Source organism: Bacillus sp. AFS002410, from assembly GCF_002556365.1.
In the GTDB taxonomy this organism is placed as follows: Bacteria; Bacillota; Bacilli; order Bacillales; family Bacillaceae_G; genus Gottfriedia.
Map to the genome: position 1 here is coordinate 1 of NZ_NUEU01000056.1, position 241 is coordinate 241.

Below are 241 nucleotides of genomic sequence, written 5' to 3' on the forward strand. Positions count from 1 at the left end.
CTAGTTTTCAAGGTACAAATAAAAATGGTGGAGCCTAGCGGGATCGAACCGCTGACCTCCTGCGTGCAAGGCAGGCGCTCTCCCAGCTGAGCTAAGGCCCCGAACATAAAAAAAAGATATGGTGGGCCTAAATGGACTCGAACCATCGACCTCACGCTTATCAGGCGTGCGCTCTAACCAGCTGAGCTATAGGCCCATATCTATATATGAAGGATAATCCTTCAAAACTAAACAAAACAAT

The 241-nt window shown here is 47.3% G+C and carries 2 tRNA genes; both read right to left on the reverse strand.

Features of this window, described 5'->3' with window-relative positions:
- Positions 1–25: 25 nt before the first annotated feature.
- Positions 26–101, reverse strand: a tRNA-Ala gene (locus tag CN692_RS19170).
- A gap of 18 nt (positions 102–119) precedes the next feature.
- Positions 120–196 (reverse strand) — tRNA-Ile (locus CN692_RS19175).
- Positions 197–241 lie beyond the last annotated feature (45 nt).